The organism is Xanthomonas sp. SHU 308 (genome assembly GCF_000364645.1).
Classification (GTDB): domain Bacteria; phylum Pseudomonadota; class Gammaproteobacteria; order Xanthomonadales; family Xanthomonadaceae; genus Xanthomonas_A; species Xanthomonas_A sontii.
The window spans coordinates 1-307 of the sequence record NZ_AQOK01000650.1 but is presented as its reverse complement, the minus strand read 5'-3'; the positions used below and the strand labels follow the sequence as shown (position 1 = coordinate 307).

1 protein-coding gene is annotated in these 307 nt (G+C 76.2%); it reads right to left on the bottom strand.

Features of this window, described 5'->3' with window-relative positions:
- The coding region (gene lpxK / locus D588_RS25295; RefSeq protein ID WP_043085820.1) for a tetraacyldisaccharide 4'-kinase at nt 1–307 on the bottom strand (307 nt) is incomplete at both ends.

The following is a 307-nucleotide window of genomic DNA, read 5'->3' as shown; positions in this document are numbered from 1 at the left end:
CGGCTCGCGCAGCGGCCCGGCCGGCAGCAGGCGGCCGTTGCCGTAGCGGCGCTGGCCGTCCACCACCTCGATCTCGATGTCGCGCTGCAGCCGGTAATGCTGCAGGCCGTCGTCGCAGACCACGATGTCGCAGCCGGCCTGCAGCAGCGCGCGCGCCGCGGCCACGCGGTCGCGGTCCACCCGCACCGGCACGCCGGTCTTGCGCGCGATCAGTACCGGCTCGTCGCCGCCCTGCTCGGCCGAGGTGCCCGGCTCGATCCAGCGCGGCTCCTGCGGCTGGCTGCGGCCGTAACCGCGGCTGGCCACA